Annotated in this window: 24 protein-coding genes and 1 tRNA gene; 10 read left to right on the forward strand and 15 right to left on the reverse strand. The window is 64.4% G+C overall.

What is annotated here, in order from left to right; genetic code table 11:
- Entirely contained in the window at positions 1-1,185 is a 1,185-nt protein-coding gene (locus PQR08_RS25710) for an OpgC domain-containing protein (RefSeq protein ID WP_408162785.1), read from the reverse strand.
- Positions 1,186-1,448: 263 nt separating this feature from the next.
- Here PQR08_RS25710 and PQR08_RS25715 point away from each other — a divergent pair, with 263 nt between their 5' ends.
- Entirely contained in the window at positions 1,449-1,628 is a 180-nt protein-coding gene (locus tag PQR08_RS25715; RefSeq protein ID WP_187607241.1) for a hypothetical protein, read from the forward strand.
- A 257-nt stretch (positions 1,629-1,885) separates the two neighbouring features.
- Entirely contained in the window at positions 1,886-3,268 is a 1,383-nt protein-coding gene (locus PQR08_RS25720) for a chloride channel protein (protein ID WP_238288211.1), read from the forward strand.
- 135 nt (positions 3,269-3,403) lie between these two features.
- Here the strand turns inward: PQR08_RS25720 and PQR08_RS25725 are convergent, their stop codons facing one another.
- The 6 genes from PQR08_RS25725 to map all read right to left on the reverse strand — a co-directional run bounded on the left by PQR08_RS25725 (position 3,404) and on the right by map (position 7,568).
- On the reverse strand, positions 3,404-3,715 hold the full coding sequence (locus PQR08_RS25725; RefSeq protein WP_187607243.1) for a YXWGXW repeat-containing protein: 312 nt from the start codon (positions 3,713-3,715) through the stop codon (positions 3,404-3,406).
- A 277-nt stretch (positions 3,716-3,992) separates the two neighbouring features.
- Positions 3,993-4,247: a cell division topological specificity factor MinE gene (minE, locus tag PQR08_RS25730; protein ID WP_006999197.1), complete on the reverse strand. Its 255-nt coding sequence runs from the start codon at positions 4,245-4,247 to the stop codon at positions 3,993-3,995.
- 9 nt (positions 4,248-4,256) lie between these two features.
- Positions 4,257-5,072, reverse strand: coding sequence for a septum site-determining protein MinD (minD, locus tag PQR08_RS25735; RefSeq protein ID WP_187607244.1), 816 nt, complete (start codon positions 5,070-5,072; stop codon positions 4,257-4,259).
- 87 nt (positions 5,073-5,159) lie between these two features.
- Positions 5,160-5,945: a septum site-determining protein MinC gene (gene minC / locus PQR08_RS25740; protein ID WP_035505286.1), complete on the reverse strand. Its 786-nt coding sequence runs from the start codon at positions 5,943-5,945 to the stop codon at positions 5,160-5,162.
- A 155-nt stretch (positions 5,946-6,100) separates the two neighbouring features.
- Positions 6,101-6,625, reverse strand: coding sequence for a GNAT family N-acetyltransferase (locus PQR08_RS25745; RefSeq protein WP_187607245.1), 525 nt, complete (start codon positions 6,623-6,625; stop codon positions 6,101-6,103).
- 160 nt (positions 6,626-6,785) lie between these two features.
- On the reverse strand, positions 6,786-7,568 hold the full coding sequence (gene map / locus PQR08_RS25750) for a type I methionyl aminopeptidase (protein WP_408162788.1): 783 nt from the start codon (positions 7,566-7,568) through the stop codon (positions 6,786-6,788).
- Between the two features lie 248 nt (positions 7,569-7,816).
- On the opposite strand from map, the gene PQR08_RS25755 reads away from it, so the two are divergent.
- On the forward strand, positions 7,817-8,167 hold the full coding sequence (locus PQR08_RS25755; protein WP_250483213.1) for a hypothetical protein: 351 nt from the start codon (positions 7,817-7,819) through the stop codon (positions 8,165-8,167).
- A 91-nt stretch (positions 8,168-8,258) separates the two neighbouring features.
- On the opposite strand, the gene PQR08_RS25760 is transcribed toward PQR08_RS25755, so the two are convergent.
- From PQR08_RS25760 to PQR08_RS25770, 3 genes are all read right to left on the reverse strand, one after another.
- A tRNA-Ser gene (locus PQR08_RS25760) sits at positions 8,259-8,349 on the reverse strand.
- 101 nt (positions 8,350-8,450) lie between these two features.
- Complete coding sequence (serS, locus tag PQR08_RS25765; RefSeq protein ID WP_187607248.1) at positions 8,451-9,749, reverse strand: serine--tRNA ligase; 1,299 nt, start codon at positions 9,747-9,749, stop codon at positions 8,451-8,453.
- A 127-nt stretch (positions 9,750-9,876) separates the two neighbouring features.
- Positions 9,877-11,193 carry a replication-associated recombination protein A gene (locus tag PQR08_RS25770; protein ID WP_238210031.1) on the reverse strand — a complete coding sequence of 439 codons (1,317 nt, stop codon included), beginning with the start codon at positions 11,191-11,193 and terminating at the stop codon, positions 9,877-9,879.
- Between the two features lie 176 nt (positions 11,194-11,369).
- Here PQR08_RS25770 and cytX point away from each other — a divergent pair, with 176 nt between their 5' ends.
- Positions 11,370-12,698, forward strand: coding sequence for a putative hydroxymethylpyrimidine transporter CytX (gene cytX / locus PQR08_RS25775; protein ID WP_408162791.1), 1,329 nt, complete (start codon positions 11,370-11,372; stop codon positions 12,696-12,698).
- A gap of 42 nt (positions 12,699-12,740) precedes the next feature.
- On the opposite strand, the gene PQR08_RS25780 is transcribed toward cytX, so the two are convergent.
- Both PQR08_RS25780 and speB read right to left on the reverse strand, forming a co-directional pair.
- A complete protein-coding gene (locus PQR08_RS25780; RefSeq protein ID WP_408162793.1) occupies positions 12,741-14,081 on the reverse strand; it encodes an MFS transporter in 1,341 nt (446 codons plus the stop codon).
- 41 nt (positions 14,082-14,122) lie between these two features.
- Entirely contained in the window at positions 14,123-15,139 is a 1,017-nt protein-coding gene (speB, locus tag PQR08_RS25785; protein ID WP_238288218.1) for an agmatinase, read from the reverse strand.
- A 115-nt stretch (positions 15,140-15,254) separates the two neighbouring features.
- On the opposite strand from speB, the gene PQR08_RS25790 reads away from it, so the two are divergent.
- Positions 15,255-16,175, forward strand: a complete 921-nt coding sequence (locus PQR08_RS25790) for a LysR family transcriptional regulator (RefSeq protein ID WP_408162796.1) — start codon at positions 15,255-15,257, stop codon at positions 16,173-16,175.
- Between the two features lie 31 nt (positions 16,176-16,206).
- Here PQR08_RS25790 and lolA read toward each other — a convergent pair whose 3' ends face one another.
- Together lolA and PQR08_RS25800 are read right to left on the reverse strand one after the other, a co-directional pair.
- Positions 16,207-16,887, reverse strand: a complete 681-nt coding sequence (gene lolA / locus PQR08_RS25795; protein ID WP_238210025.1) for an outer membrane lipoprotein chaperone LolA — start codon at positions 16,885-16,887, stop codon at positions 16,207-16,209.
- 28 nt (positions 16,888-16,915) lie between these two features.
- The gene (locus tag PQR08_RS25800) at positions 16,916-19,243 is read right to left on the reverse strand and encodes a DNA translocase FtsK (protein WP_187607253.1); all 2,328 of its coding nucleotides are present in this window, start codon (positions 19,241-19,243) and stop codon (positions 16,916-16,918) included.
- A 361-nt stretch (positions 19,244-19,604) separates the two neighbouring features.
- Between PQR08_RS25800 and trxB the strand changes: the two genes are divergently transcribed.
- The 5 genes from trxB to PQR08_RS25825 all read left to right on the forward strand — a co-directional run bounded on the left by trxB (position 19,605) and on the right by PQR08_RS25825 (position 23,380).
- Entirely contained in the window at positions 19,605-20,600 is a 996-nt protein-coding gene (gene trxB / locus PQR08_RS25805; protein ID WP_035505263.1) for a thioredoxin-disulfide reductase, read from the forward strand.
- A 185-nt stretch (positions 20,601-20,785) separates the two neighbouring features.
- A complete protein-coding gene (locus PQR08_RS25810) occupies positions 20,786-21,613 on the forward strand; it encodes a Smr/MutS family protein (RefSeq protein ID WP_187607254.1) in 828 nt (275 codons plus the stop codon).
- Positions 21,614-21,635: 22 nt separating this feature from the next.
- Positions 21,636-22,223 (forward strand): trimeric intracellular cation channel family protein, encoded by a 588-nt coding sequence (locus PQR08_RS25815; protein WP_187607386.1) that lies wholly within the window; start codon positions 21,636-21,638, stop codon positions 22,221-22,223.
- Between the two features lie 125 nt (positions 22,224-22,348).
- Positions 22,349-23,002, forward strand: coding sequence for a protein-L-isoaspartate O-methyltransferase family protein (locus PQR08_RS25820; RefSeq protein ID WP_187607255.1), 654 nt, complete (start codon positions 22,349-22,351; stop codon positions 23,000-23,002).
- Between the two features lie 54 nt (positions 23,003-23,056).
- Positions 23,057-23,380, forward strand: a complete 324-nt coding sequence (locus tag PQR08_RS25825) for a rhodanese-like domain-containing protein (RefSeq protein ID WP_035505448.1) — start codon at positions 23,057-23,059, stop codon at positions 23,378-23,380.
- A 43-nt stretch (positions 23,381-23,423) separates the two neighbouring features.
- Here PQR08_RS25825 and PQR08_RS25830 read toward each other — a convergent pair whose 3' ends face one another.
- Positions 23,424-25,001 (reverse strand): GDSL-type esterase/lipase family protein, encoded by a 1,578-nt coding sequence (locus PQR08_RS25830; protein ID WP_408162800.1) that lies wholly within the window; start codon positions 24,999-25,001, stop codon positions 23,424-23,426.
- Positions 25,002-25,165: the final 164 nt, after the last annotated feature.

Consider the following 25,165-nt stretch of genomic DNA (forward strand, 5'->3'; position numbering starts at 1 on the left):
CTAGCGGTCGCGCTGGTTCGTCACGTGGGCAGGCACCGGCCTGCCCTTGATGACCGGAATGCGCGGCGTCGGCCGCTCGACGCCCTTCGCGCGCGCCGCTTTCGCCGCCTTGCGGTCGGCCCAGAAGCGCGCGAGCGTCAGCAGACTGACGATGGCGATGCCATCGGCGATGAGTCCCAGAATCCAGTGCGACGGATAGCGGCCCAGCCCGAGCACGCCCATCGCGCGAAGCGCAGAGTCCAGTACGAGCGATACGCATGTTCCCGCGATGAAGCACACGAGCCCTTGCTGGCCGATCGTCACGATGCCGGGCAGCTTGCGCGCGAGCCTGCCGATCCATCCCGCATACACCCCGCGCGCGACGATCCACGCGATCGCCGCAAAACTCACGATGCGCAGTGTCGCGAGGTTCTGCTTCATGTATCCCGGCGGCGCCTGGGTTTCGAGGAAGAGCTTGTAGAACGCGAAGGTCAGCGCGATGGCGATCGCGCCCGCCGTCAGCCAGCGCGCGGCGCGGCCGGCATGAAATTCGTCGCTGATCGGCTGGACGCGCGAAAGAATGCCGGTCATGAACATCAGTTGCCAGGCGAACGGGTTGAACGACCACGCTTCGCCGTAGGTGCCCGGCAGAAAGCGCAAGAGCGGCATGGCTGCGAGCCACACGAGCAGGCTGCCGAACATCGCGATAACCGGCTTCTTCTGTGCAAGCGGAACGATCACCGGCACGGCGAGCGCGAACACCGAGTACATCGGGAGCACCGCGGACAGATACGGCTGCTGACGCAGCAACGCGATATCGACGGTCAGGCCGAACGGTCTCGTGAGGAAGTTTGGCCATTCGGTGTACTGGACCATCGGCGTGTCGACCTTGAGCGCCATCAGAAGCGCGCCGCCGACCAGCATCAGGAACGCCGTGAACAAATAGGCGCGATAGATTTCCCAACTGCGTTTGAAAAAGCGTCGGCGCGCGGCTGAATCACTACGGCGAGTCGCAAGCGCCGTATAAGCCGCCGCCGACGCATAACCGCCAAGAAACACGAATACTTCTGCGGAATCGCAGAAAGCATATTGATGCAGCGTAAAGCGGGACAGCACACTTCCCGTTATATGGTCCACCGCGATAATGAGCAGCACGATTCCTCGAAAGAAATCGACTTCGAGAGAACGTGTCGTCGGGGAAGTCATCTGGCGAATGCTCCACGGACTTGCGGTTTCGGCGCGCCGCCACAACGGCCTCGCGCACATACGGGGTTTGTACCTAGCCTGAAAAGAAAATTCCCTGAATCAACGAGTATTTAAATTAACACTCGATGGCAGTCGGCAAGCTGGCGGCAAAATGACTTTTTTGTCCGCTTTCCAGTAAATCTGCCGCTGCCTATACTCGAAACAAGTTCGACAAGAAACGGTTCGCGGAAACGAATGCCGCGAACCCGAGAATGGAGGCCGCCATGCGCATTCATCTGCAGAGTGCTCATCTCGTCGCGATGATCGCCATCGCGCTTTTGACGGCACTGCTGCTTGCGGTGAAATTCCGTCCTTCGACGTGGCGAGGCGTGCTTTTCGAAGCGGTCATCGCGAACGTGGGCGCGATCGTCGCGGTGCTCGCTTTCGAAGTGCTTTCCGCCTGATTCGATATGCCCGGTTTCGCACACCGGACCTACAAAAAAATTTCAGATCGATTGAACTTTCCCGCGCGCGCTTGCTCTGAGCAGGTAATGCTGTTCGTGAGGCTCGTTTTGCGGGCTGAACTGACAGCTCTCTTCTCCTCTCCGCTCCTGCTTATGGCGGGAGCGTTTCTTGGGCGCCCGGCGAAAGCCTCGCGCCTGTTCTTTTTTTCAGACCCCGCCAGACACCTCACACGCGCCGTTTTGCCGACGGACATCGCATGATCCGCGCGCTGCGTTCCCTCTCGGCCATCACCGCGCGACGCACACGCGGCCTGTGGCGACGCTACGGCATCTTCTGGCTCGGTGCGATCCTCGTCGGGCTCGTCGCCGTGTACTATGCGAGGCTGATCGACTGGGGCTTCGCGCTCTTCTCCGCTGCCCGCAGCGAACACCCCTGGCTGCCGCTCGCGATCACGCCGGCCGCCGCCGCGCTCTGCGTCTTCGTCACGCGACGTTTCTTCCGCGGCTCCGAAGGCAGCGGCATTCCTCAGGTCATCGCCGTACTGCATGGGCCGACAGCGGCGGCGGGCGCGCGGCTGCTCACCTTGCGCATTCTCGTCGCGAAGATCGCCGTCTCGTTCGTCGCGATCGTCGGCGGACTGACGATCGGCCGCGAAGGTCCCACCGTGCAGATCGGCGCGGCGCTGATGTTCAACATGCGGCGCTTCTACCCGCGCTCCAATTCGCTGATCGAACGGCAACTCGTGCTCGCGGGCGCGGCGGCCGGCCTGTCGGCGGCGTTCAACACACCGCTCGCGGGCATCGTGTTCGCGATCGAGGAACTCACGCGCAGCTTCGAAGCGCGCGCGAGCGGCGTGCTCATCACGGGCATCATCATCGCGGGCGTCATCGCGCTCGGGCTCAGCGGCAATTACACGTACTTCGGCACGATTCAGGCCGGCGCGCTGTTCCCGCGGTTCTTCCTCGTGGCGATCATCGTGACAGGCATCGTCACCGGCATCGCGGGCGGCGTCTTCTGCTGGCTGCTGCTCAACACGAGCAAGTGGATTCCCGTGTCGCTGCGACACCTTCATGCGTCGCGGCCGGTCGTGTTCGCGGCGCTGTGCGGCTTCATCATCGCCATCGTCGGCTTGCTGGCGGGCGGCACGACCTTCGGCAGCGGTTACGCCGAGGCGCGCGGCCTGCTCGAAGGGCGCGAGCAACTGTCGATGTTCTATCCGCTCCTGAAGATGATCTCGATGATCGGCTCGTATCTGCCGGGCATTCCGGGCGGCATTTTCGCGCCGTCGCTGTCGATCGGCGCGGGCTTCGGCAACGTGCTGCACACGCTCTTCCCGCGCATGTCGCTGCCGATGCTGATCGCGCTCGGGATGGTCGGCTATCTCGCGGCCGTCACGCAGTCGCCGATCACCGCGTTCGTCATCGTGATGGAGATGATCGACGGCCACGCGCTCGTGATCTCGCTGATGGCGACGGCGCTGGTCTCGAGCCGCGTGTCGCGCCTGTTCGCGCCGCCGCTCTACGAGGCACTGTCGGAGCGGTACATGACGCCGCTGGAAAAGCTCGCGCCGTCGCCGGAAGTGCCCGAGGGCGGAGAAAAGGCGCCCGCCGGAACGCAGGACGAGGCGCCACAGAAGTAGGCCGTCAATACACGTAGACGTGCGCCGGCCGATACGTGTAAGCGTGCTCGGGCACGACGATGCAACCGGCGAGCGCATCGGCGAGCAGGACAGCCATGAGGACGAGCAGGAGTCGTTTCATCGCGCGCTCCCGCTTCACGCCCAGTGCGCCGGCACCCAGCGATACTGCGCGCCGTGTCCGACCCACTCGCCCGGCACCCATCGATGACCCACGCGCTCGGCTTCCCAATGACCGCCGGCCCACACGTAGCGGCCATGCTCCCAGTTCCAGTGACCGCGATCCCAGACATAACCCGCGCGGGCGGGCGGCGCAGCCTCGTAGCGCGGCGCGGGCGGCGCGCTCGGCGCGACGATCACGAATTCGGCGGCGGACGCGGCCGTCACGGTGATTGCGCCGGCGACGACCAGCGCGGTTTGGGCGAGCAGTGTGCGGAGGGATGTTTTCATGGTGTACCTCTTCTTCGTTCGAGACATTGAATGCCGCGTGGCGCGGATACGCATTCAATGCGCGAGGACATCAGAAGGAGGACAAACCGCGTATTACGAGGACACCCGATGTGCAACCGAATGTTGATGAAAGGCGCGCACACACGAGAGAAACCGCACGCGCAAACGATAGCGCGCAAAAACAAAAGCCAGGACCGCTCGATCCTGGCTTCGCATTTTTCCCGCGGCGATCGCGCGGCCAGAGCCGACGCGACGCCGCACACACAGGCGCAACGCGTTACGCCTGCGGAATCTCGATCTTCACTTCCAGCACTTCGAGGTCGTCCTGACGCTCGAGACTCACTCGAATATCGTCATCGGAAATCTTCACGTACTTCGAAATCACGGCAACGAGTTCCCGTTGCAACGCCGGCAGGTAATCGGCGGCGGCTTTGCCACCCGCGCGCTCGTGCGCAATGATCAACTGCAAGCGTTCCTTCGCGACCGAAGCGGACTTTCTTTTCTCGCCCAGCAAAAACGAAAGAATCGACATTGCGTCCCCTTACTTGGTGCCGAAGATGCGTTGCAGCAGACCGGGCTTGTGATAGTCGGTAAAGCGCAGCGCCGTTTCTTCCCCGAGGAAGCGCGACACCACGTCCTTGTACGATTCGGCGACATCCGTGCCATCCAGATGCACGGCCGGCAAGCCCTGGTTCGATGCATGCAGCACCGCTTCCGACTCCGGAATCACGCCGATCAGTTCGATACGCAGGATTTCCTGGATGTCGGAGAGCGACAGCATTTCGCCTTCGCTCACACGCTTCGGGTTGTAACGCGTAATGAGCAGATGCTCCTTCACGGGGTCCTTGCCTTCGATCGCGCGCTTGGTCTTCGACGACAGGATGCCGAGAATGCGGTCCGAGTCGCGCACGGAGGACACTTCCGGATTCGTCACGATGAGCGCTTCATCGGCGAAGTGCATCGCCATCAGCGCGCCGGATTCGATGCCCGCCGGCGAATCGCAGACGATGTACTCGAAATCCATCTTGATCAGCTCGTTGATGACCTTCTCGACGCCTTCGAGCGTGAGCGCGTCTTTATCGCGCGTCTGCGAGGCTGGCAGGATATAGAGGTTCTCGCACTTCTTGTCCTTGATGAGCGCCTGATGCAGATTGGCTTCGCCCTGAATGACGTTGATCAGGTCGTACACCACGCGGCGTTCGCAACCCATGATGAGGTCGAGATTGCGCAGACCGACGTCGAAGTCGATCACGGCCGTCTTGTGGCCGCGCAATGCGAGCGCCGATGCGAAGCTCGCGCTGGTGGTCGTCTTGCCGACGCCGCCCTTCCCCGAAGTCACCACAATGATTTTTGCCATACAAGTACCTTGTGTTCGTCAATAGGTCCGCTCGCGTTGCTTTCGAGCGCGCGCCAGGGCATCGGGCGCGCGAGCCGATCCAACCCGTCAGGTCAGCCGCAGCGGTTCGATCATGAGTTTTTCTTCGTTCAGCCAGATCTGCACCGGCTTGCTGAGCACGTCGGCCGGCAGCGGGTTCTCGGTCGTCCGATAGATACCCGCGATGGAAATGAGTTCCGGCTCGAGACAGGTGCAGAAGATTCGCGCGTCGAGATTGCCATGCACGCCCGCGAGCGCGCGGCCCCGCAACGGCGCATAGATATGGATATTGCCTTCCGCGATCACCTCGGCCCCGTACGACACGAGCCCGAGCACGATGAGATCGCCCTTCGCATACACCTGCTGGCCGGAGCGCAGCGGCCGGTCGATGATGGTCGCGAGCGCGGGCAGCGCCGCGGGCGCTGGTTCCTTCGCGACGGCCGCTTCGATCACGGCCGCGGCTTCGGTGTTCGGCTTCGCTTCGTCCACGGACGGCTTCGGCGCGCCGCGCCGGTCGCGCGCTTCGAGAATCGGCAGGCCGCCTTCGTTCGCCCATCGAATCGCCCATGTCTGCGCGGGAAGCGCGACCACACCGATCGGACGCATGCGCACGCTCTTCAGCAGGGTTTCGAGCTCGGCGAGCGACACGCGTTCGCCCTCGCCGCCCTTCGCGGAATCAGCGAGACGGCGCACGTCGATAGCGACGACATCGCCTGCGAAGAATTCGGGAGTTGCTTCGAAGCGCCGCGTGAGTTCGGTACGCAGGGCATCGAGGTCGGGAGTCTTGACGACGAAGAGAAGCGTGTCGACGGAGCCGCTGCGCAGTTCGAAGAAGGGCGTTTTGTTGAGCGACATAGGAACGGCCAAAAATTTTGCGTATTTTACAGGCGTTGCCGCACGCGGCCATAATTTTTAGGATGGATTTCGGCGATCGAATACGCGAAATGTGGGCCGCGCGTGCCCACGACGGGCACGCGAGAAGCGGGCGACGCGGCCCAGACTAACGTATGTTAGATAAGCTGTCCGGCGCGCATGTGGCGCACGAAGAGCGACTCGGCTTCTTCTTCGTGCGACGGCATGGCGCGACGATCGCCGGTTGGGCCGAAACCGAGGTGCTCGTAGAAGCGCACAGCGGTGCGGTTCACTTCCGAGATCCACGCATGCACTTCGGCTGCGCCCTGCTGCGCGAGCCATTGCGATGCGACGTTCACGAGCAGCTCGCCGCCGCGCAGATGCCGCACGGCCGGCGCGACCCACAACGCGCTCACGAACGCGCGCGCGCTCGGCGCCTCTTCGATGTACGCATGCACGAGACCGCAGGGATGACCTTCCGTGTAGAGCAGAAACGTCGCGAGCCGGGGCGAGCTCGCGTGCAGCGCCGCGGTGTCGCCGAACGACGAAGGATCGACGAGCAGCGTATCTTCGAGCGTTTCGCCGAATGCGTAAGGCGCTTCGCGCAGCGCTGCCGTGCGAAGCTCGCGCAGAACCGGTCCGTGGTGCGCGGCGATCCGGCTGACGGTCAATGAGGGACTCATGCGGGCTATTTCTCTCTGGCTCTCGGGCTCATGCGCGTGCGGCTCTGTTGGCCGGTCCGGCGCTCGGGCCATAAACATAGCTTCAACCGAACGGGCGTACCCGTCAATTCCTAAATCCGGGAAAGTGCTTTACAGCGCACACGACAAGACGAACGCGCGCTCATGGCGCCGCATAGCTTCCCGTGCCGTCCGGCCACGGCGTCAGCACTTCGAAGCCGTCGTCGGTGACGGCGACCATGTGCTCCCATTGCGCGGACAGCGAGCGATCTTTCGTCGTGACGGTCCAGCCGTCGCGCGATTGCTGCGTGGCGGCGCGCCCCGCGTTGATCATCGGCTCGATGGTGAAGACGAGACCCGGCTTCAGACGCAGGCCCGCGCCGCGCTGGCCGTAGTGCAGCACTTGCGGATCCTCGTGATACACGCGGCCGATGCCGTGGCCGCAATACTCGCGCACCACCGAGAAGCCTTCGCGATGCGCGACGCCCTGGATCTCTGCGCCGATATCGCCGAGCGTCGCGCCCGGACGCACTTCGCGCATGCCGGCAACCATCGCCTCGTAGGTGGTTTCGGTGAGGCGGCGCGCTTCGGCGCTCGGCGTGCCGGCGTAGTACATACGGCTCGTGTCGCCGTAGTAGCCGTCCTTGATGATCGCGACATCGATGTTGATGATGTCGCCGTCCTTCAGTTCTTTCGGCCCGGGAATGCCGTGACACACGACGTGATTCACCGAGGTGCAGACCGTCTTCGGAAAGCCCATGTAGCCGACGTTGGCGGGAATGGCCTTCAGTTCGTCGACGATGAAGCGATTGCAGATGGCGTCGAGTTCGTCGGTGGTGACGCCCGGGCGGACGTGTTCACCGATCATCGCGAGGACTTCGGCGGCCATGCGGCCGGAGATGCGCAACTTTTCGATGTCGGCGGGTGTCTTGAGCGTGATGGCCATTGAGCAATGCGATGGGTTCGTGCCGCCTCGCGCACGCGTTTTCGCCGGTGTTCGAGGCGGGTGGCGCGCGAGGACAATGGGCCCGATGATAGCACTCCCGCGCAGGGCAGCCGCTTGGAAAGCCGCACGGGCATTGCATTTCGAAGCTTCGGGCGCGCTTTTTCGCGATGCGGCGCGATCGTTTTTCGCCCTTGTGATGACCGCGCGTTTGTGTTTTAGTGGCCCGATTTCGAACCTGCCGGAGTGTTATGAACGTGTATCGATTGACGCTGATTTCCGCTGTGCTGTCGGGCGTCGCCGCCCTCGCCGCCTGTAGTTCGACGAGCGATCCCGAATTGCGCGCGTCGAAGCCCGTGATTCACGTTTCGTCGGCGCGGGCTGCGTCGGATATCTCGAGTTGTCTGCAACGCATGATTCCCTCCGCGCAAACGCGGCGCGATCAGGGGACGACGGAGTTGCTGGTCGGGTCGAATGCGTGGCTCGTGACGCTGACGCCTTCGGCTTATGGATCGATCGTGAAGGTGCAGCAGTCGTCGAGCGACGATGGCGGCGTCCCGGAACCGGAACTGCGATTCGATATCGCGCGCTGTACGACTTGAGGGAACGCTCCGCTCGACGAAGCGGAGCTTCATGCGAAGACCCAAAAGCAAAACCCCGCAAGTCTCACGACTTGCGGGGTTTTTAGTGTCTTGGCGGAGAGGGTGGGATTCGAACCCACGGTACGGGAAAACCGTACGCCTGATTTCGAGTCAGGTACATTCGACCACTCTGCCACCTCTCCGTCTACCCTTTCGGGTCTTCGTGAACCGGTCGTTGCTCAACGAAGAACGAAAGTATATCGAACTCTTTCGCGCTTTCCAAGCCTCTTTTTGGAAATAAACGTCACACTGCTGCCGAAACTTCGATTCTTTCGGCGCCGCGCATATACGGTCGCAGTACCGCCGGAATCGTCACCGAGCCGTCCGCGTTCTGGAAGTTCTCCAGCACCGCGACGAGCGTGCGCCCGACCGCCAGCCCCGAGCCGTTCAGCGTGTGCACGAACTCCGGCTTGCCCTGCGCATTGCGGAAACGCGCCTGCATCCGGCGCGCCTGGAACGCCTCCGTATTCGAGCAGCTCGAAATCTCGCGATACGTGTTCTGCGCTGGCAGCCACACTTCGAGATCGAACGTTTTCGCGGCCGAGAAACCCATATCGCCCGTGCACAGCGTAATCACGCGATACGGCAGTTCCAGCTTCTGGAGAATCGTCTCCGCCTGCCCGACCATCTCGTCGAGCGCGGCATAGGAATGCTCCGGCGACACGATCTGCACCATCTCGACCTTGTCGAACTGATGCTGGCGAATCAGGCCGCGCGTATCGCGCCCGTACGAGCCCGCTTCCGAACGGAAGCACGGCGAATGCGCGGTGAGCTTCACCGGCAGCGCACTGGCTTCGAGGATGCTGTCGCGCACCGTGTTCGTCAGCGAGATCTCCGACGTAGAGATGAGGTACTGCGTGACCGTGCTTTCGTCGCCGCCCTTCTCGACGCGGAACATGTCATCGGCGAACTTGGGCAACTGGCCCGTGCCGTAGAGAATCTCCGGATTCACGATATACGGCGTGTACGCCTCCGTATAGCCGTGCTGCTCCGTGTGCGTGTCGATCATGAACTGCGCGAGTGCGCGATGCAGCCGCGCAATCGGCCCGCGCAGCAACGTGAAACGCGCGCCCGAGAGCTTCGCGCCCGTTTCGAAATCGAGGCCGAGCGGCGCGCCGACATCGACGTGATCCTTGACCTCGAAGTCGAACGAACGCGGCGCGCCCCAGCGCCGCACTTCGACGTTCTGCGTCTCGTCGTTGCCGACCGGCACGCTCTCGTGCGGCAGGTTCGGCACGGTCAGCATCAGGTCCGACAGACGCTTCTGCACGTCGTCCAGCTTCGCCGCCGATTCCTTCATCGTGTCGCCGATGCCGCCCACTTCCGCCATCACCGCGGACGTGTCCTCGCCGCGGCCCTTCATCGCGCCGATCTGTTTCGACAGGCTGTTGCGGCGCGCCTGCAGTTCTTCGGTGCGGGTCTGGATCTCGCGGCGCTCGGCTTCGAGCGCGGCGAAGGCGGCGACGTCGAGCGTGTAGCCTCGATCGGCGAGGCGCTTCGCGACGCCGTCCAGGTCTTTGCGGAGGGTTTGGATGTCGAGCATGGCGGGGGGCAGCTTTGTTAAGTAATCGGAAACACCGATTTTAGCGCACGGTCATTGCGCGCCGGTGCGATCGGCGATCCGCCCGGCGAAACGCGGTTCGCCCGCACGCGAAACGAACGCCGTGATTTCATCGCTTCTTGTCGTCGCGATGTTCGCGCCGCCAGGCTTCGTCGAGTTCGGCGAGACGCGCGAGCTTTTCGCCGATCTTGCCTTCGAGTCCGCGCGGCGTCGGCTGATACCAGTACGGATCGCGCATGCCGTCCGGCAGATAGGTTTCGCCGGCCGCATAGGCGTCGGGCTCGTCGTGCGCGTAGCGGTATTCGTGTCCGTAGCCGAGTTCCTTCATCAGCTTGGTCGGTGCGTTGCGCAGATGCACCGGCACGCCGCGCGACTGGTCCTTGCCCACGAAGCGCCGCGCCTCGTTGTACGCGTTGTAACCCGCGTTCGATTTCGGCGCGACCGCCAGATAGATGAGCGCCTGCGCGAGCGCGAGCTCGCCTTCCGGCGATCCGAGGCGCTCGTACGTCTCGGCCGCATCGAGCGTGATGCGCGCGGCGCGCGGATCGGCCAGCCCGATATCCTCCCACGCCATGCGCACGATGCGCCGCGCCATGTAGCGCGGGTCCGCGCCGCCGTCGAGCATGCGGCAGAACCAGTACAGCGCGGCGTCCGGATTGCTGCCGCGCACGGATTTGTGCAGCGCGCTGATCTGGTCGTAAAACGCGTCGCCGCCCTTGTCGAAGCGGCGCAGATTCTCGGCGAGCGCACTGCCCAAGAGCGCACCGTCGACATCGGTCTGCTTTTGCTGCGCCGCCGCGCGCGCGACGATCTCCAGGTTGTTCAGCAGTTTGCGGCCATCGCCGTCGGCGGAACCGATCAGCGCGTCGCGGGCTTCGTCGGTGAACGTCAGCCCGCCGAGTTCCTTCGACGCGCGTTCGAGCAGTTCCTTCAGTTCCTCGGCGTCGAGGCTTTTCAGCACGTAGACCGCCGCTCGCGACAGGAGCGCGCTGTTCACCTCGAAAGACGGATTCTCCGTCGTCGCGCCGACGAACACGAACAAACCCGACTCCACGTGCGGCAAGAACGCGTCCTGCTGACTCTTGTTGAAGCGATGCACTTCGTCGACGAACACGAGCGTCTGATGCCCGTTCGCGCGATGGATCTGCGCGGTCTCCACCGCCTCGCGGATGTCCTTCACGCCCGAAAGCACCGCAGAGAGCGAGATGAACTGCGCGTGGAACGCATCGGCCATGAGGCGCGCGAGCGTGGTCTTGCCGACGCCGGGCGGACCCCAGAGAATCATCGAATGCGCCTCGCCCGATTCGAACGCGACGCGCAACGGCTTGTTTGGACCGAGCAGATGTTTCTGGCCGATCACGTCGTCGATGGTGCGGGGGCGCAGGCGCTCCGCGAGCGGAACGTTGCCACGGTTTTCTTCGAACATGTGCTGTGCGATGCGGGTTGACGCGGTTGGGTGGATCGCGGCGATAATCTCGCCCTTCAGGAAGGCGCGGCGCGGCCGCGGAATCGGGTCATTATGACAGCCTGACAGCGGCGGTCTCGCACGAAACAGGCCGCGCGCCCGGAAACCACGCTTTCACACGACAAGGACGCAATCCGATGGGGCAAGAGCACACCACGAACGCCGCGGCGCACGGCGAGACTTCGACCTACGCGCCGCTTACGCCGGTGCCGCCCGAGCGGCGCGCCTTCGGCACGAGCGATGCCTTCGCGCTGTGGTTCTCGCTCGGCATCGGGCTCCTGGTTGCGCAGGCGGGCGCGCTGCTCGTGCCGGGATTGTCGTTGCCGCACGCGCTGATGGCGATCGCCATCGGCACGGTGATCGGCGTCGTGCTGCTCGCGCTGGCGGGCGTCGTCGGCACGGATACGGGGCTCGCGGCGATGTCCTCGCTGCGCCCGACGCTCGGCGTGCACGGCGCATCCGTGCCGGCGGTGCTCAACGCGATCCAGCTCGTCGGCTGGGGCTCGTTCGAGATCATCGTGATGCGCGATTCCGCCGATGCGCTCGCGAAGCAATCCTTTCACCTCTCGATGCCGCTCGTCTGGACGCTCATCTTCGGCGCGCTCGCGACGCTGCTCGCGATCAGCGGCCCGCTCTCCTTCGTGCGGCGTTTCTTGCGCACCTGGGGCATCTGGCTGCTGCTCGGCGGCGCAGGCTGGCTCACGTGGAATCTGCTCGCGAAGCACGATCTCGCCGCGTTGCTGGCGCGTCCCGGCACGGGCGAGCTGGCGTTCGGCGCGGGTATCGACCTCGTCGTCGCAATGCCGCTGTCGTGGCTGCCGCTGATCGCCGATTACACGCGCTTCGGCAAGAGCGCGGGCGGCGCGTTTCGCGGCACGCTGCTCGGCTATGGCATCGCGAATCTGTGGTTCTATGCGCTCGGCGCGATCTACGGACTCGCGGCGGGCGGCGGCGATGCGCTTCTCACGACCGCGCTCGCGCAGGCCGGCGGCGGCATCGCGCTGTTCCTCATTCTGATCGATGAAATCGACAACGCGTTCGCCGATATCCACTCCGCGGCCGTATCGACGGGCACGTTCTGGGCGCGCGCCGGCGTGCCGATGCTCTCGTGCGCGTTCGGCGCGCTGTGCACGCTCGTCGCGCTCGTCGTCGAGATGGGCAAGTATCAAAACTTCCTGTTGCTGATCGGCTCGGTGTTCGCGCCGCTCTTTGGCGTCGTGCTGGCCGATCACTTCATCGTGCGCAAACGCCGCATCGACACGGCCGCGCTCGGGTCCATCGACGGGCGTTACGGCTTTTCCGGCGGCTGGCATGTGAGCGCGTTCATCGCGTGGGGCATCGGGATCGCGGCGTATCACGCGATCAATCAATGGCTGCCGAATCTCGGCGCGACGCTGCCCGCGCTCGCGCTCGGCGCGGTGTGCTATCTGCTGCTCGTGTCGGGACGGCGCCGCGCCTACGCGTGATCGCTCAACGAAAAAGCCGCCATTTCTGGCGGCTTTTTCACATCAGCTTGCAGAACTCAAGCCCTGCGGCACCAAAGCGCGCGTCTCGCCGCGCTCCTCGAAATCGCCCGCCGCCTCGCGACGCGCAAGCCATCGCACGCAGACGAGCGAAAGCAGCGCGAAGCTCGAATAGAACAGCGCCATCGGCACCCAGCTCGGCGAGTAGCGTTCGGCGAGCACGGTCGCGAAAAGCGGCGTGAGGCCGCCCGCGAGCGCGCCGCACACCTGATACGCGAGCGAGATCGCCGTATAGCGGATGCGCGCCGCGAACATGCCGGTGACGAAGCCCGCGATGACCGCGTAATAGCCCGACTCGGCGATCGTCGCGAGTCCGACGCCGAGCGTCACCGAACCGAACGTGCCCATCCGCACGAGCGGCAGCATGATGAACGGCACGACGATCGCCCAGACGGCCGCCATCGTCAGCACGCGCGCGGTGCCGAAGCGTTGCGCGACGAACGCCGCGCCCAGTTGCACGAAGAACTGCAGCACGGCGACATAGAACATCGCGTCGAGCACCATCGAACGATCGAGTGACAGATACTGCGTCGCGTACGTGATCATGAAGATGTTGCTGAAATACACGCCCGCGATGCCGTAGACGTTCGCGCCGAGCACGACGAGCACGAGCCGCCATTGCTTCATCGTCTCCTTCAGCGGATGCTCGGCGAGTTCGCGCTCTTCCTTGAGCGCCTCGAATTCCGGCGATTCATCGACGCCCGCGCGGATCACGAAGCCCACGATCAGCAACACGATGCTCGCGAGGAACGGCACGCGCCAGCCCCACGACATGAAGTCCGCGTTGGGCAGCTTGCTCGCGACGCCGAACGCGAGAATCGAGAGAATCAGGCCGCTCGCGCTGCCGAGTTGCGCGAACGACGCGAAGAACGTGCGCTTGCCTTCGGGCGCGTGCTCGCCCGCGAGCAGCACCGCGCCGCCCCACTCGCCGCCGACCGCGACGCCCTGCAGGAGGCGCAGCACGATCAGCAGCACGGGCGCGATCGCGCCTGCTTTCTCGAACGTCGGCAGACAGCCGATCGCGACCGTCGATACCGCCATCAACATCAACGTGAGCATCAGCGAGCGTTTGCGCCCGACGCGATCGCCGATATGCCCGAACAGCACGCCGCCGAGCGGCCGCGCGAAGAAGCCGATCGCGAACGTGCCGAACGACGCGAGCAGGCTCAGCAAACGGCTTTCGCCGGGAAAGAACAGCGGGCCGAACACGATGGCCGCGGCGGTTGCATAGCTATAGAAGTCGTACCACTCGATCGTGGTGCCGATGAACGAGGCGAGCGCGGCGCGCTTCGGTTGCGCGCGTGACGCGTTTTTTACTGCGGTCATGAAACGATGTCTCCGTTATTGCTTTGGTCTTGATGCGAGTCTTACTTTGCCGCGCGGTACTCGACGCCCGGCAGCACGCACAGCAGTTCGAACGCGAGGTTCGCGCCCAGCAGCGCGGTCGTCCCGAACGGGTCATAGGGCGGCGCGACTTCCACCAGATCCGCGCCGACGATATTCAGCCCACGCGCGCCGCGCACGATTTCGAGCGCCTGCGGCACGGTCAGTCCGGCGATTTCCGGCGTGCCGGTGCCGGGCGCGAATGCGGGATCGATGCCGTCGATATCGAACGTGATGTAGACGGGGCCGTCGCCCATTTGCGCGCGCACTTCGTCCATCAGCGGCGCGAGCGATTTGTTCCAGCACTCTTCCGTCTGCACGACGCGGAAACCCTGCTCCCGGCACCAGTCGAAATCGCCGGCTTCGTAACCCGTGCCGCGCAGGCCGATCTGCACGACGCGCGAGCAATCGAGCAGGCCCTCTTCCACCGCGCGCCGAAACGGCGTGCCGTGCGCGATCTTTTCGCCGAACATCGTGTCGTTGACGTCCGCGTGGGCGTCGATATGAATCAGCCCGACCTTGCCGTGCTTCGCGTGGATCGCACGCAGGATCGGCAGCGCGATGGTGTGATCGCCGCCGAGCGTGAGCGGCTTGCAGTCGTGCTTCAGGATCTCGCGATAAGCGCGCTCGATGCGGTCGATCGAATCGAGCAGGTTGTACGGATTGATCGCGACATCGCCGATATCCGCGACGCGCAGCGAATCGAAAGGCGCGGCGCGCGTCGCCATGTTGTACGGACGCAGCAGCACGGATTCGCTGCGCACCTGACGCGGACCGAAGCGCGCGCCCGTGCGGTTCGACGTGCCGAGATCGAACGGCACGCCGACGAAACACGCGTCGAGCCCTTCGGCCGACTGGACATGCGGCAGGCGCATCATCGTCGTGATGCCGCCGCAACGCGGCATCTGGTTGCCCGACAACGGCTGCGGGCGCTCGGCGCGCTGTTCGACGAAGTGCGAATCGAAGTGTTCGGCGGGGGCGAAAAGTGAGGATGTATTCATGGCGTCAGATGGGTTCGCGTTGACATCTGACAATTAATAGCGAGTTCTGGATAAAAATAAAATGGCGATAAAATTAACTTAACATCGATATTTTTCGATGTATCGGCGGCGCCCCATGTTCACTCACCTTTCCGATCTCGATCTGCGCCTCATCCGCGTATTCCTCGCCATCGCCGACGCGGGCGGCGTTTCGTCCGCGCAGGCGACGCTCAACGTCGGGCAATCGACCATCAGCACACAACTCGCGACGCTCGAAACGCGGCTCGGCTACCGGCTCTGCGAACGCGGGCGCGGCGGCTTCGCGCTGACTTCGCGCGGCGAGCAGTTCGTCGAGGCGTGCCGGACGCTGCTCGCCGCCATCGACACATTCGACTCGACCGCGCGCAATGTCGGCAAAAAGCTCGTCGGCTCGCTCACGCTCGGGATGATCGGCAATACGCCCGTCAGCGCGAACGCGCGCGTCAGTCAGGCGATCGCGCGTTTCCGGCAACGCGACGAATCCGTGCGCTTCGCGGTGCTGGTGCGCTCGCCGGGCGAGCTGGAGGAGATGCTGCTGTCAGGGCGCATCCAGATGGCGATCGGCTACTTCTGGCATCGGGTGCCGTCGCTCGAATACACCGAAATCTTCGCGGAAGATCAGCTCGCGTACTGTGGACGCGAGCATCCATTGTTCGCGCGGGCAGGCGAAGTAGGCATCGCGCAGGCGTTCGAGCACGACTGGGCGTGGCGCAGCTATCCGCTGCCCGAGGCCGGCGAGCTCACGCCGCGCAATATCGGCGCGGTGGCGGACAACATGGAGGCCGTCGCGATGCTCGTGCTCTCGGGCCGGCATCTCGGTTATCTGCCCGAGCACTTCGCCGCGCCCTATGTGAAGGAAGGCGTGCTCGCGGCGCTGAATCCGCAGGCGATGCGCTATCGCGTCGCGTTTCAGATGGTCACGCGCGCGGAACGCGTGAGCGGCGCGCGCGGCGCGAAGCGGGAGATCGTGGAGGCGTTTCTCGATGACATGGCCGCGGCGCACGCGGCCATCGCATGAAAAAGGGCGCTTTCGTCGCGCCCTTTTCGGATTAGCCGTTGATCACGTCCGCGCCCTTCGGCACGGTGAACTTGAAGGTATCGCTCTTGATCGGCGGGTTCTTCTGGATATTCGAGAACGTGAGCAACGTGACGTTGCCGAACACGTCGTGCAGTTCCATCGCTTGCAGATTGCCGTCCCTGAAGCCGATGCCGACCGTCTCGAACTGCGTGTCCTTCGCCTTGGGCGTGAGTTCCAGCCAGTCGATGCCGCCCTTCTCGCCCGCATCGCGCAGGTTGAAGTTCTTCTCAAGATCGTTGCTGCCGAAGAGGATCGCCGCCGGGCTCGCGCCGAGCGCGCCGCCGAGCGTGCGCACCGTGACCTGGTTCAAATCTTTGTCGTAGACGTAGAGCTTGTCGCCGTCGGCCTGCAGGATCTGCGCATACGGCTTCTGATACGACCAGATGAACTTGCCGGGCCGCGCGAACATGAAGGTGCCGCTGGAGGTCTGGCCTTTGGTCGGCATGGCGTTCGAGGTCGCGCCGTTGTTGGTCTTGCCGGGCGCCTTGATTTCCTGCTGCGTAAAGTCGCCGCGCGCCGCGTGGACTTGCGACACGAATGCCTTCAATTGCTCCGTGCCGCTCGCAAATGCGTGCGATGCGAACAGCATCGTCGCCGAAAAGATCGCCGCACCGAATGCCTTGGTGAGCGGGTTCCCCGTAAATTGCTTCATCGTTATGTTCTCCATTTGGACGCGCGCGTCACTCCGCGTCGCGCGCCGGCGTCAGGATTTCGCGGTTGCCGTTCGACGACATCGCCGACACGAGTCCCGAGTTTTCCATCTGTTCGAGCAGACGCGCCGCGCGGTTGTAGCCGATGCGCAAATGCCGCTGCACGAGCGAGATCGACGCGCGCCGGTTCTTGATGACGACCTCGACCGCCTGATCGTATAAAGGATCGGACTCGCCGTCGGCGCCGCCGGTTCCGCCCGCGCCCGCCGAGCCTTCGTCGCCGTCGCCGGCAAGGCCGCCTTCGAGAATGCCCTCGATATAGTTCGGCTCGCCGTGCTCCTTCAATTTGTCGACCACGCGATGCACTTCCTCGTCCGACACGAACGCGCCGTGCACGCGCACGGGCAGCCCGGAGCCCGGCGGCAGATAGAGCATGTCGCCCATGCCGAGCAGCGATTCGGCGCCCTGCTGGTCGAGAATCGTGCGCGAATCGATCTTCGACGACACCTGGAACGCCATACGCGTCGGCACGTTCGCCTTGATGAGGCCGGTGATCACGTCGACGGAAGGCCGCTGCGTCGCGAGGATCAAATGGATGCCCGCCGCGCGCGCCTTCTGCGCGATCCGCGCGATCAGCTCTTCGACCTTCTTGCCGACGACCATCATCAGGTCGGCGAGCTCGTCGATCACGACGACGATGTTCGGCAGGCGCGTGAGCGGCTCGGGATCGTCGGGTGTGAGGCTGAACGGATTCGGAATCTTTTCGTCGCGCTTCTTCGCTTCATCGATCTTCGTGTTGAAGCTCGCGAGATTGCGCACGCCCATCTTGCTCATCAGCTTGTAGCGGCGCTCCATCTCGGCGACCGCCCAGTTAAGCGCGTGACCGGCCTGCCGCATGTCCGTCACCACCGGACACAGCAAATGAGGAATGCCTTCGTAGACGCTCATTTCGAGCATCTTCGGGTCGATGAGAATAAGCCGCACCTGATCCGCGCTCGCCTTGTAGAGCAGCGAAAGGATCATTGCGTTGATGCCGACCGACTTGCCCGAGCCCGTCGTGCCCGCGACCAGCAAGTGCGGCATCTTCGCGAGATCCGCGCAGACCGGATTGCCGCCGATGTCCTTGCCGAGACCCATCGTCAGCGGCGACGCGCCGTTCGCATAGACCTCGGAGCCGAGAATCTCGGAGAGCTTGACCGTCTGACGGCGCTGGTTCGGCAATTCGAGCGCCATGTAGTTCTTGCCCGGAATCGTCTCGACGACGCGAATCGACACGAGCGACAGCGAGCGCGCGAGATCCTTCCCGAGACCGACGATCTGGCTACCCTTCACGCCCGTCGCCGGCTCGATTTCATAGCGCGTGACGACCGGCCCCGGATACGCGGCGATCACGCTCACCTCGACGCCGAAGTCCTTGAGCTTCTTTTCGATGAGCCGCGACGTGTATTCGAGCGTATCGGCGGCGATGGTTTCCTGGACCTTCGGCGGCGCATCGAGCAAGGCGAGCGGCGGCAACGTGGAATCGCCCGGCAGGTCCTTGAAGAGCGGCACCTGCTTTTCCTTCTCGGCGCGTTCGGAGCGCGCGGGCGCGGGCGCCGCGGGCACGATCATCACCGGTTCGTGATCCTCGCTCTTCTCGCGCGAACGCACGACCTTGTCTTCGCGCTTGACCGCGGCCGCTTCGCCGAGCTTGCGGTCGCGTCCCGCTTCGCGGCGCAGTTGCGCGCCGGTGATCGCGTTGAGAATGCCGTCGCCGAGCTTCTCGCACACGGACAGCCACGAGAAACGGAAATAGAGCGACAGGCCGATCGCGAGCGCGATCAAGAAGAACAGGGTCGCGCCCGTGAAGCCGAGCGCATGCGAAACATGCCGCGCGACGACATCGCCGACGACGCCGCCCGGCGCACGCGGCAACTGCACCTTGAGCGACCACATGCGCAGCGCCTCGATCCCGTCGCTCGCGAGCAGCACGAGCACGAACGCGAACGCTTCGGCGAGCCAGGTGCGGTCGCGCGGCGCGTCTTCATCGACGGCGGGCGGCTGCGTGGTGTGCTGAATGAGACGCCGGTAATTCGCGACGATGCGCCGCGCGAGCAGCACGACCAGCCAGTAGGAAGACAGCCCGAAGACGAGCAGCAGGATATCGGACGTGTACGCGCCGACGCGCCCCGCCCAGTTCCCGATGTGATCGACGCTCACCGCGTGGGTCCAGCTCGGATCCTTGCGGCTGTACGAAAGGAGCGCCATCACGAGGAACAGTCCGAGCGCGACCTGGAGAATCCAGCGAATTTCGGTGAAGAGCCGCGACATGCGGTGCGGCAACGCCTGCGGGCTCGCGGAATAGGTAGCTTTGGCCATTGATTCGGTGTCGCTTTGTGTCGCTTTTTTGCGGCTCACGCCTCTACGCAAGGACCGCATGGAACGGTGGCCTATTGTAAACGCTGCGTTGCGGTGAAAGGCGCAAAACGGACGCGTTCTTGCAACCTGTAACACTCGTCACGAGCAAGTCATGCGGCGGTCCTCGCTGTTCACGGCTATCAAACCGATTGAAAGGTTCACTCGGGAAGGCTTTTCCAGCGGCCTTTATAATCCCCTTTTTGCACCTAAATTTGGATCATCGGGAGCGTCGCGCGCATTCTCCGGCCACGAGCGGCGTCGATATCGCTGCATTGCAGGCCACGCGTACTTCCGAGCCGACCATCAATAACGGACCATCATCATGTCTTCGCCCAAACACGCCAAAGTGCTGATTCTCGGTTCCGGCCCCGCCGGCTACTCCGCCGCCGTGTACGCCGCGCGCGCGAACCTGTCGCCGCTGCTCATCACCGGCCTCGCGCAAGGCGGCCAGCTGATGACCACCACGGACGTCGAGAACTGGCCGGCGGACCCGTCGGGCGTGCAGGGCCCGGAACTGATGCAGCGTTTCGAAGAGCACGCTCGCCGCTTCAACACCGAGATCGTGTTCGATCACATCCACACGGCGAAGCTCAACGAGCGCCCCTTCCGGCTGATCGGCGATTCGGGCGAGTACACCTGCGATTCGCTCGTCATCGCGACGGGCGCATCGGCGCAATATCTCGGCGTGCCGTCGGAAGAAGCGTTCATGGGCAAGGGCGTGTCGGCCTGCGCGACCTGCGACGGCTTCTTCTATCGCAACGGCGAAGTCGCGGTGATCGGCGGCGGCAATACGGCCGTCGAGGAAGCGATCTATCTCGCGGGCATCGCGAAGAAAGTGACGGTCGTGCATCGCCGGGACAAGTTCCGCGCCGAGCCTATCCTCATCGACCGGCTGCTCGCGAAGGAAAAGGAAGGCATCGTCGATATCAAGTGGAATCACGTGCTCGACGAAGTCACCGGCGACAATTCCGGCGTCACCGGCCTGCGCATCAAGGATACGCAGTCGGGCAAGACCACGGACATCGCGCTGCAGGGCGTGTTCGTCGCGATCGGCCACAAGCCGAACACCGATCTCTTCGTCAACCAGTTGGAGATGAAGAACGGCTACATCATCACGAAGGGCGGCACCACCGGCGACGCCACCGCGACGAGCATCCCCGGCGTGTTCGCGGCGGGCGACGTGCAGGATCACGTGTATCGCCAGGCGATCACGAGCGCGGGCACGGGCTGCATGGCCGCGCTCGACGCGCAGCGCTATCTCGAGACCATCGACGAAACGCCTACGCCGCATTCGATGAGCCACGAAGCGGATCGCTGATCGGGCGTCCATCCGGGCACGGCCGGGCGCGGCGAACCGCTAGAATGGAGTTCGTCCGCTTCTGGCGCGTCCGATAGCGCTGACTCGCGATAAAAACGGGCCACGGTTCACGCCGTCGGCCCGTTTTCGATTCGAGGCGCGCCTCGCGTCGAGCCTGATTCCTGTCGATTTCCGCTGGCCGAACGATGCCGAAGAATCTCCCTCACCCGAACGAACCGAAAGTCCGGCGCAGAGAAGCGGCGCGACCGGCCACGCCCGCGCCGGCCCGGCCAGTCGATGCGCGCGACGTCGCCGCCGCCGTGAAGCGCGACGGGCTGTCAGGCCTTTCGACGCTCAAGCGCGCACTGAAAGCCGACGCCGAGAAGCGCGAAGTGCAACGCGTCGCGGCGGCGCGTGCCGAACGCGAAGTCGTCGCCGATGCCGACGAGTTCCGTCGCGCGATCGGCGAAGTCGAACCGCTCAGGACGCCGCCGCGCACGACCGTCACGCGCGTGCCGCCTCCGCCGGTGCCGCTGCAAAGCCGTCGCGATGAAGAGGCCGTGCTGCAGGAAGCGCTCTCCGACGAATACGATCCCGAAAGCCTGCTCGACATCGACGAAACGCTGTCCTTCTACCGGCCCGGCATCAGCCAGGAAGTCGTGAGGAAGCTCAGGCGCGGCGCGTGGATCGTGCAGGCGCAGCTCGATCTGCACGGCATGCGCCGCGAAGAAGCGCGCGAGGCGCTCGCGGAGTTCATCCGCGAATCGGTGAAGCGCGGGCTGCGGTGCCTGCGCGTGATTCACGGCAAGGGGCTCGGCTCCATCGGCAAGGAGCCTGTGCTCAAGGGCAAGGTGCGCGCGTGGCTCGTGCAGAAGTCGGAAGTGATCGCGTTTTGTCAGGCGCGCCCGCACGACGGCGGCGCGGGCGCGGTGCTCGTGCTGCTGCAGCCGGGCGGCGCGGCGCGCCATCACAACCATCCGCAGGACAAGAGTCTCGGCAGGAATCGCGATCCGGGGCCGGACAGTGCATCCTAGACTCACCCTCGCCATCACCATCATGGAGGCGCTCGCGATTTTCGCGTACGCCTTCTCGGGGCTCATCGAAGCGCGCAAGCGCAGGCTCGATGCGGTCGGCGCGTTTCTCGTCGCGCTCGTCACCGCGTTCGGCGGCGGCACGGTGCGCGACGTGCTGCTCTCGCGCCGGCCGTTCTACTGGGTCGAGCATCAGGATTACGTGCTCCTCATCTTCGCGATGGCGATTTTCGCGCCCATCTTCCTGCGCGTCACGTCGCGACTTTTCGACCAGCGCGCGCTGCTCATCACCGACGCGATCGGGCTCGGCCTTTTCAGCGTGTCCGGCACCTCGATCGCGCTCGATGCGCAGATGCCCGCCTTCACCGCGACGATGATGGGCGTCATCACCGGCGTGTTCGGCGGCGTGCTGCGCGACGTGCTCTGCAACGAAATTCCGCTGATCCTGCGCGACTCGCGCCCCTACGCGGTGTGCGCGTTCGCCGGCTGCTGGATCTATCTCGGGCTGGAGCGGCTCGACGTCGACACGATCTACAACGTGCTGATTTCGACGGCGTTCATCCTGATCGCACGGCTCATCACCTTTAAGTTCGATATCCGTCTGCCGCATTAGGTCCGTCGCCGGCACGCGCGCGAAACGGGCGGGAAAACGCGTCCATTTGCTACAATCGCATAGTTTTCTAGCCCCGCATCCGGCCGCGATGCAGCCCGCTCCGGTCGCCATCACGCACATAGAACATGAACATCGAGCAAGCGCGTTTCAACATGATCGAGCAACAGATTCGTCCGTGGGAAGTGCTGGACCAGGACGTGCTGAACTTGCTCGCGATCGTCAAGCGCGAGAACTTCGTTCCCGCCGCGTACCGCAACATCGCTTTCGCGGACCTCGAAATTCCGCTGCCCGGCGGCGAGCGCATGCTCTCGCCCAAGGTCGAGGCGCGCATCCTGCAGGAGCTCGCGGTTCACAAGGGCGAGACCGTGCTGGAAATCGGCAGCGGCTCGGGCTACATGGCGGCGCTGCTCGCGCATCGCGGCCGCAGCGTGACGACGGTCGAAATCTCGCCCGAACTCGCCGGTTTCGCGAAGCAGAACCTCGCCGCGAATGGCGTGACGAACGTTGACGTGATCACCGGCGACGGCGCGCTCGGCTGGGATCAGGGCGCGCCTTACGACGTGATCTGCGTGTCGGGCGGGCTGCCGGTCATGCCGCAGGAATTTCTCGAACAGCTGAAGATCGGCGGACGCATTGCCGCGTTCGTCGGCGCGGCGCCGGTCATGAAGGCGCAGATCATCACGCGCGTGGACGAAAAGCAGTTCCGCGTGTCGGACGTGTTCGAAACGCTCGTCGCGCCGCTGAAGAACGCGGTGCATCCGTCGCTGTTCAAGTTCTAAGCTGAAAGCGCGATGCCGGTCGTGCCCGGCCTCGCGCGTCTTGTCAGGATCTTCATGCAAAACCTCACCGCACCCGAACTCGCCGCGTGGCTCGCGGATGCCTCGCGCCCCGCTCCCGTTCTGCTCGACGTGCGCGAGCCGTGGGAAATCCAGACGGCGAAGATGGATAACATCGTGACGATTCCGATGCGCGACATTCCCGCGCGCAGCGAAGAGCTCGACGACGAAGCGCAGATCGTCTGCATCTGCCACCACGGCGCGCGCAGCGCGCAGGTCGCGATGTTCCTGGAATCGCGCGGCTTCACGAAGACGTTCAACCTGTACGGCGGCATCGACGCATGGTCGCGTCAGGTCGATCCGTCGGTACCCACGTACTGATCGCTTTTCGGGCCGCACATCGCGCGCGGCCCGCACGCTTTTCTCATCCCTCGCTCGACCACAGCGCCGTGCCGCGCGCCGAGAATATGACGAGATATCCGTTCGGCAGGATAGTCGCATAGGCGCCCGGATTGCCCGACGTGTGCGTCTGCCAGACCATCGCGCCGTTGCTGTCGTACATCACCAGATTGCCGTCCTCCAGCATGCGGACTTCGACGCCCGGCGTGCCGCTCACGCGCGATGACCAGATCGTCTGGCCATTCCTCACGGCGACGAGATAACCGTCGCCCTGCAAGTTCGCTTGCACATTTGCGCCGCACGCCGCAACCGTTCCGCCGACGCCAAAGCCCTCGCCCATCGCGATACGTCCGCACGCCGTCGGCGCGTTGACCGGCGGCAGCGCGGCGAACCAGGACAGATCGACGGCATTGGCGATCGCCAACATGCCGGCATCGTCCGGATGCAGATCGTCGCCGCTGTTGTAGGCGCGCGCGTACGCGGTGGAATCGGTCGAGCCCCACGGATTGCCCAGCGCCGCGGCCTGATCGAGCACGGCGTCGCAGCCGCTTTCCTTGGTGCGCAGATAGGCATTCACCGTCTGACGCGTGTTCTCGATTTCGGGCGTCCACTCGTCCAGGCCCTGAAAAGGTGTGAGCGTCGAACAGATCAGGCCCACTTTCGCGGCGCTCGTCTGCTGGACGAGTTGCTGATACGCGCCGATGAGCTGCTGCGCGCTCGGTGGATTGCCGCTGATGAGATTGTTCACCGCATCGTCGGAGACGATCACCCACTTCACGTTGGGCTGCCCGAGCACGTCGCGGGCAAAGCGCTTCAGTCCGGCCTGGCCCGAACCGTCGGTGAAGAAGTCGTTTCCGCTGATGCCCTGATTCAGCACGCCCACCGTCATGCCCGAGCGGATCAGCCGCTCCGCGAGCCGGTTCGGCCAGCGCCGGTTCGTGTTGGGCGTCGATGAAACCCCGTCCGTGATCGACGCGCCGAACGTGACCACCGCGCCCGTCGCCGCGGCGTTCATCACATCGACATTGGTGAGGAAATAGTACGACTGCTCGCCCGTCGCGTTCACGACGCCGCCCGCGAACGCCGGGTCCGCGCTGACATCGCCTGGTGCGATCCAGTTGTCCTGCAAGCCCTCGATATGTCCGGTCGCCCCCGGCTGCGTCTGCGACGGAATATGGAAGCTCACGGCGATATCGGCGAGTGCGGGCACCTGAAACGGGATGGCGTCGGTCTGCACCGTGCCGCCCGCCGGAATCGTCACATAGGGCTGGCCGTTGAAGGTCGCGGCGCGATCGGTGCCGGCGATCGTCCGCGCCCCGCCCGCCCGTCGCGCGATATGCACGTCGCCGAGCGTGACCGGCTGCGAGCCGAACAGATTGGAAAACGTCAGGCGCGCCGCCGTGCCGCCGATGCTCGTATGCACGACGTGGCGAATCGTCTGGTTGTTGAAGCCGGGATCCGCCGTGACGTCAGGCGCGGCCGACCACGTTCCGGTCCACGGTGCGCTCGTGATGACCCCCTGCGCGAAGTAATGCGATGTATCGGGCCATGACAGAAAAACGACGAGCGCCAGGCCGACGAGCTTGTGTAACCCTCCTTTCACGTTCGCCTCCCTGTTCTTCGAATTGGTGGAAGCAAACTAGACCACGTCGGGCGCGTCGCCGTTGTGCGCTAACGTACAGACAACGTCAAACGCCGTTCCCGTGGACAAAAAACAGAAAGCCGCATGAAAGTTTCTCCCATGCGGCTTTTGCGGACGTTCGACGA

Origin of the sequence: Caballeronia jiangsuensis (genome assembly GCF_046030135.1) — a bacterium.
GTDB lineage: Bacteria > Pseudomonadota > Gammaproteobacteria > Burkholderiales > Burkholderiaceae > Caballeronia > Caballeronia jiangsuensis.

Excerpts from the sequence above, each read along its gene's own strand:
- PQR08_RS25720 (WP_238288211.1), top strand. The coding sequence starts at position 1,886 with ATGATCCGCGCGCTGCGTTCCCTCTCGGCCATCACCGCGCGACGCACA.
- PQR08_RS25770 (WP_238210031.1), bottom strand. The coding sequence starts at position 11,193 with ATGTTCGAAGAAAACCGTGGCAACGTTCCGCTCGCGGAGCGCCTGCGC.
- minE (WP_006999197.1), bottom strand. The coding sequence starts at position 4,247 with ATGTCGATTCTTTCGTTTTTGCTGGGCGAGAAAAGAAAGTCCGCTTCG.
- PQR08_RS25800 (WP_187607253.1), bottom strand. The coding sequence starts at position 19,243 with ATGGCCAAAGCTACCTATTCCGCGAGCCCGCAGGCGTTGCCGCACCGC.
- speB (WP_238288218.1), bottom strand. The coding sequence starts at position 15,139 with ATGAATACATCCTCACTTTTCGCCCCCGCCGAACACTTCGATTCGCAC.
- PQR08_RS25790 (WP_408162796.1), top strand. The coding sequence starts at position 15,255 with ATGTTCACTCACCTTTCCGATCTCGATCTGCGCCTCATCCGCGTATTC.
- PQR08_RS25715 (WP_187607241.1), top strand. The coding sequence starts at position 1,449 with ATGCGCATTCATCTGCAGAGTGCTCATCTCGTCGCGATGATCGCCATC.
- PQR08_RS25815 (WP_187607386.1), top strand. The coding sequence starts at position 21,636 with ATGGAGGCGCTCGCGATTTTCGCGTACGCCTTCTCGGGGCTCATCGAA.
- PQR08_RS25780 (WP_408162793.1), bottom strand. The coding sequence starts at position 14,081 with ATGACCGCAGTAAAAAACGCGTCACGCGCGCAACCGAAGCGCGCCGCG.
- PQR08_RS25725 (WP_187607243.1), bottom strand. The coding sequence starts at position 3,715 with ATGAAAACATCCCTCCGCACACTGCTCGCCCAAACCGCGCTGGTCGTC.
- lolA (WP_238210025.1), bottom strand. The coding sequence starts at position 16,887 with ATGAAGCAATTTACGGGGAACCCGCTCACCAAGGCATTCGGTGCGGCG.
- minD (WP_187607244.1), bottom strand. The coding sequence starts at position 5,072 with ATGGCAAAAATCATTGTGGTGACTTCGGGGAAGGGCGGCGTCGGCAAG.
- PQR08_RS25810 (WP_187607254.1), top strand. The coding sequence starts at position 20,786 with ATGCCGAAGAATCTCCCTCACCCGAACGAACCGAAAGTCCGGCGCAGA.
- PQR08_RS25745 (WP_187607245.1), bottom strand. The coding sequence starts at position 6,625 with ATGAGTCCCTCATTGACCGTCAGCCGGATCGCCGCGCACCACGGACCG.
- PQR08_RS25755 (WP_250483213.1), top strand. The coding sequence starts at position 7,817 with ATGAACGTGTATCGATTGACGCTGATTTCCGCTGTGCTGTCGGGCGTC.
- map (WP_408162788.1), bottom strand. The coding sequence starts at position 7,568 with ATGGCCATCACGCTCAAGACACCCGCCGACATCGAAAAGTTGCGCATC.
- serS (WP_187607248.1), bottom strand. The coding sequence starts at position 9,749 with ATGCTCGACATCCAAACCCTCCGCAAAGACCTGGACGGCGTCGCGAAG.
- PQR08_RS25825 (WP_035505448.1), top strand. The coding sequence starts at position 23,057 with ATGCAAAACCTCACCGCACCCGAACTCGCCGCGTGGCTCGCGGATGCC.
- minC (WP_035505286.1), bottom strand. The coding sequence starts at position 5,945 with ATGTCGCTCAACAAAACGCCCTTCTTCGAACTGCGCAGCGGCTCCGTC.
- PQR08_RS25710 (WP_408162785.1), bottom strand. The coding sequence starts at position 1,185 with ATGACTTCCCCGACGACACGTTCTCTCGAAGTCGATTTCTTTCGAGGA.
- PQR08_RS25820 (WP_187607255.1), top strand. The coding sequence starts at position 22,349 with ATGAACATCGAGCAAGCGCGTTTCAACATGATCGAGCAACAGATTCGT.
- trxB (WP_035505263.1), top strand. The coding sequence starts at position 19,605 with ATGTCTTCGCCCAAACACGCCAAAGTGCTGATTCTCGGTTCCGGCCCC.
- cytX (WP_408162791.1), top strand. The coding sequence starts at position 11,370 with ATGGGGCAAGAGCACACCACGAACGCCGCGGCGCACGGCGAGACTTCG.